Source organism: Novosphingobium sp. AP12 (assembly GCF_000281975.1).
GTDB lineage: Bacteria > Pseudomonadota > Alphaproteobacteria > Sphingomonadales > Sphingomonadaceae > Novosphingobium.
Map to the genome: position 1 here is coordinate 1 of NZ_AKKE01000148.1, position 9,501 is coordinate 9,501.

Annotated in this window: 9 protein-coding genes; 2 read left to right on the forward strand and 7 right to left on the reverse strand. The window is 62.5% G+C overall.

Annotated features, from left to right (window positions below; genetic code table 11):
- On the forward strand, nt 1-188 hold a 188-nt coding region (locus PMI02_RS20760), incomplete at its 5' end, for a YbdD/YjiX family protein (protein ID WP_052025685.1).
- 291 nt (nt 189-479) lie between these two features.
- Here the strand turns inward: PMI02_RS20760 and PMI02_RS27370 are convergent.
- From PMI02_RS27370 to PMI02_RS20790, 6 genes are read right to left on the reverse strand one after another with little or no spacing between them, the layout of a single operon-like run.
- Entirely contained in the window at nt 480-1,004 is a 525-nt protein-coding gene (locus tag PMI02_RS27370; RefSeq protein WP_007686599.1) for a hypothetical protein, read from the reverse strand.
- A complete protein-coding gene (locus PMI02_RS20770; protein WP_007686601.1) occupies nt 994-1,521 on the reverse strand; it encodes a DUF2726 domain-containing protein in 528 nt (175 codons plus the stop codon). The genes PMI02_RS27370 and PMI02_RS20770 overlap by 11 nt, the downstream gene beginning before the upstream one ends.
- Nucleotides 1,514-1,849 carry a hypothetical protein gene (locus tag PMI02_RS20775; RefSeq protein ID WP_007686603.1) on the reverse strand — a complete coding sequence of 112 codons (336 nt, stop codon included), beginning with the start codon at nt 1,847-1,849 and terminating at the stop codon, nt 1,514-1,516. The genes PMI02_RS20770 and PMI02_RS20775 overlap by 8 nt, the downstream gene beginning before the upstream one ends.
- Nucleotides 1,850-1,860: 11 nt before the next feature.
- Entirely contained in the window at nt 1,861-4,890 is a 3,030-nt protein-coding gene (gene mobF, locus PMI02_RS20780) for a MobF family relaxase (protein WP_007686605.1), read from the reverse strand.
- Nucleotides 4,891-4,893: 3 nt separating this feature from the next.
- Nucleotides 4,894-7,317 carry a type IV secretion system DNA-binding domain-containing protein gene (locus tag PMI02_RS20785; RefSeq protein WP_007686607.1) on the reverse strand — a complete coding sequence of 808 codons (2,424 nt, stop codon included), beginning with the start codon at nt 7,315-7,317 and terminating at the stop codon, nt 4,894-4,896.
- The gene (locus PMI02_RS20790; protein WP_007686610.1) at nt 7,310-7,606 is read right to left on the reverse strand and encodes a hypothetical protein; all 297 of its coding nucleotides are present in this window, start codon (nt 7,604-7,606) and stop codon (nt 7,310-7,312) included. The genes PMI02_RS20785 and PMI02_RS20790 overlap by 8 nt, the downstream gene beginning before the upstream one ends.
- A 533-nt stretch (nt 7,607-8,139) precedes the next feature.
- Here PMI02_RS20790 and PMI02_RS20795 point away from each other — a divergent pair.
- A complete protein-coding gene (locus PMI02_RS20795) occupies nt 8,140-8,397 on the forward strand; it encodes a hypothetical protein (protein ID WP_157222622.1) in 258 nt (85 codons plus the stop codon).
- Between the two features lie 101 nt (nt 8,398-8,498).
- On the opposite strand, the gene PMI02_RS26030 is transcribed toward PMI02_RS20795, so the two are convergent.
- Nucleotides 8,499-9,062, reverse strand: coding sequence for a hypothetical protein (locus PMI02_RS26030; RefSeq protein WP_007686613.1), 564 nt, complete (start codon nt 9,060-9,062; stop codon nt 8,499-8,501).
- Nucleotides 9,063-9,501: the final 439 nt, after the last annotated feature.

A 9,501-nucleotide genomic window follows, 5' to 3' on the forward strand; every position in this document is an offset into this window, starting at 1 on the left:
TCGTGAGCGGGCTCGTCCGCCGGCTGCGCGAGATGGCCCGGCTCATGGTCGGCCAGCCGCCCTACGAAGTCTACCTCGCGCACATGGCCCAGCATCATCCCGAGGCCGCGCCGATGACGCGTCTCGAGTTCTTCCGCAACCGCGAGGCCGCGCGCTTCAGCGGCGCGGGCGGGGGGAAGTGCTGCTGAGGGGACTTACGTCGTGTCATGCTCGACACGGGGACGGTTCTGCGGTGGTATCCGAAAGCGATTGATCCGTGCAGGTCGGGCACAGCAGTGGGGTCAGGATTCCATTGGCGTCGCTTTCGTAACGCGACCACGATAGCAATGCAGGCGAAGTCACCACTGGCAGCTGTTCGTTAACGCTCAGATTTACATGTCGGGCAGAGCGGGCCGCGGACTGTCATTTTTTCGGACGCATAGGGTCGCTGAAGCGCAAGAACCTCCTCATACGTCTCTCGCAGCCATGTTTCGGCGTCCTCAGGCGCAAGGATGGTAACCATCGCCTTGGGATGGATCGGTGCTACGAGCTCGTTGGGCGCGGCGCACCTTGAACTCACCGCTCTCCGGGAACGGCTCGGACAGTCCCAGCTCCGGGAGGAAGTCCCAGCGCTTGGCATCAGTGTACATCCGGACGCCGTAGGTCAGCAGGATCAGGGGCAGGATGAGTTTGCCGGCCGAGGACAGCTTTGCCTTTCGCGCTCTGGCTCGCGCGCCCTTGGGTCGCCAGCGGTTCTTCTGGTAGTCGAAGCCCTGATTTTTGGCTTCGAACCACGCCCCACCCGTCGCCTTTGGCTTGTAGCCCTTCTTGGCGGTGGCATATCCGGGGTGCTTGCTCTTGATCGCTTCGGAAGGATCTTTCCCGATCCAGCTGGCGCTCCCCAGCGGAACACCGTCGTCGCGCTCCACCCGCGATTTCTTATTGTTCCACCGGGTTTCGTCGGCAGAGAGCCCGCGCCGCTTGCGATGGCGGTCTCGCATATAGTCGCGATCATCAAGGCCCATAGCGCACCTGCCAGGGAAGAAGTTCGGGTTGTTGTTCGAAGGCGTGCCGAAGGTGGCGGTGGACGCTTTCCCGAGTAGGCTGTTCGGACGCCGGCAGTCGCAGCGTCGCATAGCCTGCAGCCGCCATCATACGATCGCGCTGGGCATCCTGTTCGGGTCGATGATATCGATCGTCCAGCTCGATAAGCAGGACCACCTTTCCCGTTCCCTTGTCCTCGACGACAAAGTCCACCCGCTTGCTGGAGAATCTGTTCCGGACGGTGGTGGCCTGTGACCGGCTCAGGCCCTTCTTGGGAGCCAGGATCGCGCCCATCGAGACCTGGGCGTGGATCCTCGCCCATGGCAGCGCTGCCTCAAGATACGTGATCGTTCTCCGCTCCATATTCGACATCAACGGAGCCGGTCTTACGTCGAGGGTTGGGCCCGAAGGTCGGTTAAGCCATGCCTTGAGGAGTACGGCGAGACCGGCGACGATCAAAAGGGGAGCGAGGCTATGGAGAATGCTGGAGTTAGCCATCGAGCAGCCCTCCGTGCGGAGGGCGCCTGGCCGCTGAAGCCCGTACCTGTATTCTCGTACGATGGTATCTCAGGCATGTCCCGAACACATTGACGAAGGTCACAGCGATTCTTCCGACCACTGCGGCAACGAACAGGGCGACGCCGATCGCGGCAACGTCTGCGAGAACTTGCTGGCGTGCATTGGCGGCCGCCAGTTCCTGACATCGAGGAGTAACCTGGGCCTGCTGCCCGCACGCCTGTGGCCGATCGACGGTGATGGCGTCCGCAACATCCTGAAGCCCGGTTTGCCGGACGACGGAGGCGACGACGACGGACGGTTCGGTCATGTGTTCGCTCCTCATCGGCTGCGTTCAATATTGCGTTCGGGTAGGTCGACTTCCTTCGCCGGCGGCGGCATCGCTGGCTCCTTGGCTGGTGTTGGTGCATCGATCCCGGTAGTCGGAAAGGCCGCTTTGGCGGCGCCCCCTACAAGGACGTCGGCGGGGATGGTCGGGCTGAAAGTCCCTGCCTTTGCAGGGTCGAGGCTTCGCCCCGTGTCGATCTGCTTCTCGCCGATTGTTTCGAGGGCGCTTGGCTTATCGCCCGGATTATGGGTGATGGTCTGGAGAACCTGGTCCCGGTCGTTCGTGAAGATCTCGATGTCGTTACGCACACGGGTCAGCATCACGTAGGTGAGGCGCTGGGTTGCGAGGTTCTGCTCGGCCGAGTGCATCGCACCGATGCCCTTGTCGGTGGTCATACCTTGAGCCTGGTGCATGTTGATGGCGTAGGAGAGCCCAAGACGCTCGAGCATCTTGTCGCCATGCTGCAGCTCGTGGATTTCGCCCCTGGCGTTTTCGATCTTCACGCCGTTCTCGCTGATCGACAGCACCCGTGCGTAATCGGAGTTGTCCAAGCCCCGCTGCTTGTCGTTCGCCGTCCACCGGATCTTGTCACCCTCGTGGAGCGTCGTATCCATCTTCTCCGATAGCTTCAGCGCTTCCTTCTTGTCGTCGGGATGGACCCGCTGTGGGTCGAACCGGATCTCGGTCCCGCGCTCGTTGCGGACGACAACGCGCCCCTTGGTGTCGGAGCCGAGCACTTCATAGCGCCCCCGCGCGAGGCTCACCGTGGGCGAGTTGCGCACGACATCGAGAACCTGCCCTGCCTTGTAGGTCTGGACGTAGCGCATCTCTTCACGCGTCGCGTTGACCTGCTGTAGGGTCTTGAGGCTGAGACCCTCGCCCTTGATGGTGCCTTCCGCCTTGAGCCCCTCCTGGACGAGCCTGTTGAGAGTGGTGCGCGACACGCGGCCGGACGCGTAGATGGCGGTGCCGTCTCGCTCCTCGGGCGCGAGACTGAGCCACTTCTCCGCGGCTTTCTCGAGGTAGTCGTTGCCGTGCGACTGAACGCGCTCGCCCAGCACATCAAAGGCCTCCCGGAAGTTGCCGGCGCGGCTGAGGGCTGCGACCTGCTGCATGTGCTGTGTCTTCTGGCGCTGGCTGATGTCGAGCTTCGCCATCGCGGGCTGGTGGCTTTGGACCAGCTGGAAGGCTTTGCCGGCGTCGATGGACTGCAGCTGCTTGAAGTCGCCGATCATGATGAGCCGATCGACCTTCAGGTTGTTGGCGATCGTCACGAGGTTGTTCATGGCGTCGTTCGCCACCAGCGAGGATTCGTCCAGGACGATCACCTTGCCCGCCAATGCGGCGCTCGAGGCGTCGAACGCGGGTCCGCTCCCCGCGAGTGCTCCGCGCAAATGCGCGTTGACGAAGCTCGATACGGTCTGGGTCTCGATCTTTGCCTCGTCGCGCAGCATGCCGACCATCTTGTTGGCGAAGGCGAGGCCGAGAGTCTCCCGGCCCTCCTGCGAGGCGAGCGCCTTGATGGACTGGACCAGAGTGGTCTTGCCGGCGCCGGCGACGCCCTGGATGACGGCGATGCGGTCTGAGGTGGACATGGCGAGCGTGGCGGCGGCGAGCTGCTCCCCGTTCAGCTGGTGCTCGCCGCCCGCTTGCTTCAGGCGCTCTGCAACTTGCGCACCAGGTACGATCGGCATGGACGCCTCACGGCCCTTGTCGATACCGGAAAGAAGTTGCCTCTCCTGGGCAACATGTTCCGGGGTCGTGACATGGGTGAACACACCGTCGAGCCGATCGGTGGCGCCTTTGATGAGCTGCCCACCCTCCATAAGCGCCGAGACACGCTTCTCGACCCCCTCGATGGTCACACCGGCAAGGCCAAGGTTCAAGGCGGTCTTGTAAACGTCGGTCAGCGAGAATGCCGCCTCCCGCTGCCCCAGGATTCGGACGGCCGAACCCACGGCCAGCTCCGTGCGCAGCTGCGCCGGTGTTAGCGCGATGCGCGCGAGGCCCTTCGTCGCCAGATCGTCGGAAGGCCGGAGATAATCACCAATGACGCTCTGTACGCTGGCAAGGATATCCGCCACCTTGCTGGCGAAGCCAATCGGCTGATCGCGATCGTTCGCCATGGATCCGACGCTGCGGCCAAGCGCCTCGGCGAGCAGTTCCTTCCCATCGAATCCCAGCGCGACAGAGCGCGCGATCCATGTCTCGCCGAGCTTGGCCCGGTCCTCGACTTCGAGCTTGGCGTCTCGTGTGGTGACGACGACCCGATCTTGACCCTGGGGCGTGGTGACGCCGATCTCCTTCGCCTTCGCCACGATCTCTTCGCGGCGCTTGCTGAACTCCTGGATGACTTCCTTCGGAACGCCCTTGATCTCGAATGCCCCATGCTTGCCGGTCAGCTGGGTCTCGTATCCGAGCTTTGAAAGCTCCTGGCGGAAGGCGGCATGATAGGCGGAACCTATCGCCGTATTGTTCTTCCAGAGTTGCCCGTTCCACAGGCCCTGCCACTTGCCCGCGGCAGTCTTGGTGATCGCAGCGATGACGACATGGATATGCCCCTGCGGATCAAGCTTGCGGCTCGTGTCATGTTCGAAAAGGGCGTAGACCAGGTTGCCTGTGCGAACCGGCTCCCCGTTCTTGCTGCGACTGTAATCGCGCGCTTCCGCCATGGTCCGCTCCACCCAGCTCATGGTGGATTTGACCGCGGTCATGTGGGCTTCGAGGATCCGCTTGTCGCTGGCGACATAGGCCATGACGCTGGCAGATTTCGGCATCGAGAATGTGAGGTCGATGCCCGTGCGACGGTTGGCGGTCTGGTTGACCAGAGTCCCGTCCGGCAGCTTGCCGTTCAGGATGTTCTCGAAGTCGTCCTTACTGACATCGCCCGACAGTCCGAGCTCCTCGGCGCCCTTGCCGCCCCACCCTGTCGCCTCCGATGAATGCTCGGCGGTGTAGTAGTCATCCTTGGCGAAGTAGCTTGCAGCTCCCCCTGCGGAGCGCACCGATGCAATGGAGTGCATAAGCTACATCTCCATCCCGAAATCATCGCCGGCGTTCTTGTCGTGCTTATGCTCCTCTTCCTCGATACCGATGCCCTGGCGTTCCTCCCTCGCAATCAGGCTTTCCTGGTCCTGTTTGGGCGCGCCTGGGCGATCGGTCTCCTTGCGCTGATCCGACTTCTGCAACCGCTGCGCATCGGTGCTCCCGGGCTGCGTGCGCTCCGCTTCCTTGCGATCGTCGGCGGTTCCAGTCTGAGGAGGGATCCCGGACAACCATGTCTTGGCGCTGGGCGCGAGTTGCGGCGATGGATCGCTTGGGGGGCTCGGTTGCTGCGGCGCGTTGGGCTCGGTCGGCGGGGAGGGAAAGACCAGCCTGAGGGCCTCCGCGTTAAGCTCGGCTTCTGACCGTATCTCACCGGTGATCGGATCATGCTCTGGCTGCCGTTCCCCCAGGTGCAGCACCTCGTTCGGCTTGTTGTCCGGAGTGTCGGTCTCGCGCCCTTCTTCGCCCTTGGTGTCCTCGTCGGCTTCTTCCGGCGGCGTGTACTCGGAGGCGCGCATGGTGGTCACGCGCTCGAAGCCCTTGGCGACTTCGGGATAGGCCTGCCACTTGAGCTGGATCTGCGCCGCCGGAAAGCCGTCGGGAAACTTCACGAAGCCGTGCAGCGCCGGCAGCTCCTTGATGTCATCGGGCATGACAAGGTGCTGCACTTCCTTGCGCGGCGTGATCGTGGAAGCGTCACGCGAGTTGTTGTAGCCGTAGCTGTAGGCCTCATCCATCTGGCGGACCTCCCGGCTGCCGATGAAGTCCGAGCAGCGCTTGGCGGTCTCGATATCCGATGTGGTCAGGATGAGTTTGGTTCGAGCCAGCGAACCAAGGTTGATGGCTCCGTTCTCGCCATAGGTCTCGGCCAGCTTTCCGAACGAGTGGATGCCCAGGACGAAGGCTCCGCCGACCGCACGCGCGGTCTGCAGACCATGCTCAATCGCCGGCAGCCGGTGGAGCGAATGGACCTCGTCGAGCAGGAACCAGGTGCGCAGGTTGCGGGTGCGGCCGATGCGGAACAAGGCGTTCACAGCAAGGTCCATCCAGAGCGTCAGCAGAGGCCTGTTCAGCACTAGGTCTGGATGGGTGGAGGTGATGAACAGGATTGCCCCCTCGTCGCCTTCCTGAGCCATCCAGCGGTTGATGGAGAATCCTTCTTCGCCCGGCGCCGGATCGGGCAGGAAGCGAAGGGCATTGGCGTGCGTGTTGAAGGTCGCGCGGATCGACTCCGCCATCTTTGCAGCCTGGGTCGCTACCAGCGGCGCGGCGACGGTGTTCTCGAGCTCCTCGCTGATCTTTTTGAGGTCCGCCTGCATCAAGTGGTAGGCCAGAGCGCCATTGCTCGTGGCGCCCTTCTGGATGAGCTTCATGCACATCTCGACGAAGAGCGTCCGGGCCGCCTTCTGCCAGAAGTCGTCCTCGGAGTTATGGCCGCCCGGAACGAGGGCCTCTGCGGCTGAAAGGAACTCGGCGTAATTGTCGCAGTCGGAGAAGATTGTCCAAGGCTTGCAGCGCTTGTCCATCGTGTTGAGGATGGTGTCGCTCTCGGGGTTGTAGAAGCTCTCCACGAAGCTCCCGGTGAGGTCGAAAATGACGCAGCGATGGCCGCGGGCACGGGCCTGGGTGACCAGCTTCTTGAGCTCCGTGGTCTTGCCGGCGCCGGTGGTACCGATGAACATCATGTGGCTCTGCTCGAGGCGCCACGGCACCGGGATGGTTGCGAGCCGGTAGGGCACGTGGAAGTCGTTCTGGATGCGCTTGCGGATAGGTAGCTTCAACACCTTGGCAGGCGAGACCGGCGGCGTCCGCTCGGTACATTCCTTGTGGAACTCTTCACGGTTGTGGCGCCCGATTTCCTCGGTCAGCTGCTCGCGCGAGATCAGCAGCGCCCCCCGTTCGTGGCGCTCCTTCAGGATCTCCTTTCCGCGCTTCTTGGAGTAGTCGACGAACCACAGGGTCAGCGGTGCGCAGATGAAGACCGAGCCAAGCCCGGAGGCCAGCAACAGCCTCATGAACTTGTCCCAGGCCGCGACCACAGCTGAATGGAAAGGCACCCAGGACATCTGCCCCACCACCACCGAACTATCGGGCAGCGTGAGGTTGACCTGCTTGTGCGGATTGAGCGCGACCCAGTTCCACACTTCCGCATAAATCTTCATGAGGACGAGCTGGACCTCGTGCTCCTGGAAGTAGAAGAATGAGACTACCGACAGGAGGATCGTGGACGTGCCGAGCCACGTCATAATCGGCACCCGGACGCCGGCCCAGGTCATCATCAGCTCATGCGAAAAAAGCTGTGATCCGCGCGTGAAATTGCCGGAGTTGCGGACGACCTTTCCGCGAGCGGAATGGTGCTCGATCGTGGCCGCTTTTTTGCTGAAGCGAATGTCCTGGTCAGACATGGTACGTCTCCACGTTGGTGGAGGCCGCCTTGACCAGCATGTCGACGTCGTCAGGGTTTGTTTCCGACGCCTTTCTCAGGCAGTCGATGACGAGGATCTCGAGCCCGGTGAGAAGCCGCTCGATGTTGATAGATTTGGATTTGAGAACGAGCGGCGCCGCGACCTGAATGAGGTGCCTGATTGCTTCGGGACGGTCGCAACATCTTACCGAGGCCACGTCATCAACGAGGCGCAGCAACTCCGGCGTCAGTCGGACGCCCAGCTGCTGACTTCCAGATACTTGTTTCATTGAAGCTCCAAACAATGTTGGAGCTTGGTTCGGCTATCGCATCAACGGTTCTACCGGGGCCAATTCGGGCTGTCTATTGGCTTTCCGATACCGTACGATATCGAACTAATGCATTGAAACATCAGGCGAATTGCCGTTCTGCGCCGTTGCGGTATCATTTGATACCGCCGGTATCATGCGATACCGGCGGTATATCAATCACTTACACTCACGGCTGCCGTGTAGGGTGTGCACAAAATAGGGACTGAGCGGCCTACCTGTCTTTGAGTGTTGACTGGGTGGTACCTTGGAAGAGGATTGGAGTCCCGTGAGGGACAGATGGGTCGATAGACCGCAGTGGGAAGTACGCCTCCGATGGTGAAGCGGGTGCGATTGGTCTTGCCCGGTGAAATGCCATGGTGATCCAATCCGAAGATGGCTGGGCGCGATGCTGTGCCAGTGCCCGCACAATTTGGCGGCTCGCCAGATCGCGAAATCGTGATAGAAACCGTCGCGAGGACTGCACTTGATCGGAGATGATTATGGCAGGGAAATTGGACAAGGAACGCGAGGCAATCGCTGCGGCGGAACGTGAGCTGGTCGAGCGTCGAAACCGCCTCGTTGAGATGGAGCGCGAGGAGCGAGAGAAGGAGCTCCAGAGGCTTGTCAAAAAGCTGACGGTTGAGTCTGCGATCGCAATCCTGACACGTGCCGTGGAACTCAAGCCGAAGGTAGCGCTGGAAGCGCTGGAGGCGGTCGGAGAGAAGGTGGCTCACAGGCCGCAGAGGGAAAAGGCTTTGGAGCCAGCGTAAGGGGCCTTGCGACTGGGGGAAGATCGCGAGAGCAGCTTGCAAAAAAAGGGCGCTGGAGGGTACTCCGGCGCCCTTTTCAGTGTGCGGCTTGGGAGGAAGGTTTAGGCCCAAGCCAGGTGTGGGAATTGCTCGCCGCAATCTGTGTACGAGAGCCGCGAAAGGTACTCGTATGTGTTCGCAAGGTCCCGTCGCCTGAAGCAATGATAAGTCGCGGGATTGCTCAATTTTGAACGGAGCTCATCGAGCGGGATCTCGGTGGAGGTAGCCGGATCAAGATCGAGGCATTCGAGCACGCGATCTGCCTGAGTCTGCGTGACCGCGATCTCGGGTGAAAGAGCGATGTGTTCGCTGACCTCAAGGAGGGCGTCCCGATTGCGGGCAGTTCGGCTGACACGGATCGATCTTCCGAGAAATTGGGCTTCCTCAAGGACCGCGAGAAGGTCGAGGCGTTCACGGAAGAGAGCGGCAAATTGGGCGATCGCAAGTCCGTTGGCGTTGGCCTCGAAGTTGTAGGCGGTGCCGTCGAGTTCGCCGTCATCGAGGATGGGGGAAACGCCTGCGCCTTGAAGGATCGAGCGCAAGCTGGCGAGCTCGCGAGCGTTCAGCGGCGCGGGCTTCGAAAGGAGCTTCGTGCGCGTGTCGACAATACGGAAGAAGGTCAGCATGTCTCTCTCCATGTGAAGGACTGCTTCCCTCCCTCCCCCTCCTCTTTCCGGCTCCGGGATCGCGCCGGCCAGGCGAGCCGGGGCGATGCGCCGGGACCGCGTATGCGGGCCGGTGCAAGCCCATCGGCGATGCCGTGACCCGGCAAGGCGGACCGCGCGAAGCGAGACGGCCGCAGGGCCGGCAGCGAGCAAGGGACCGCCGCGCCGGCCACCGCCCTCGCCGCGCGCTTGCAACCTCTCGGCAGGCGCACCGCAGGCAAGCCGGGGCGATGCACCAGGACCGCGCAGGCGGGCCGGTGCAAGCCGGTCGGCGATGCCGTGATCCGGCAAGGCGGACCGCGCGAAGCGAGACGGCCGCAGGGCCGGCAGCGAGCAAGGGACCGCCGCGCCGGCCACCGCCGTTGCCGCGCGCGTGCGACCTCTCGGCAGGCGCACCGCA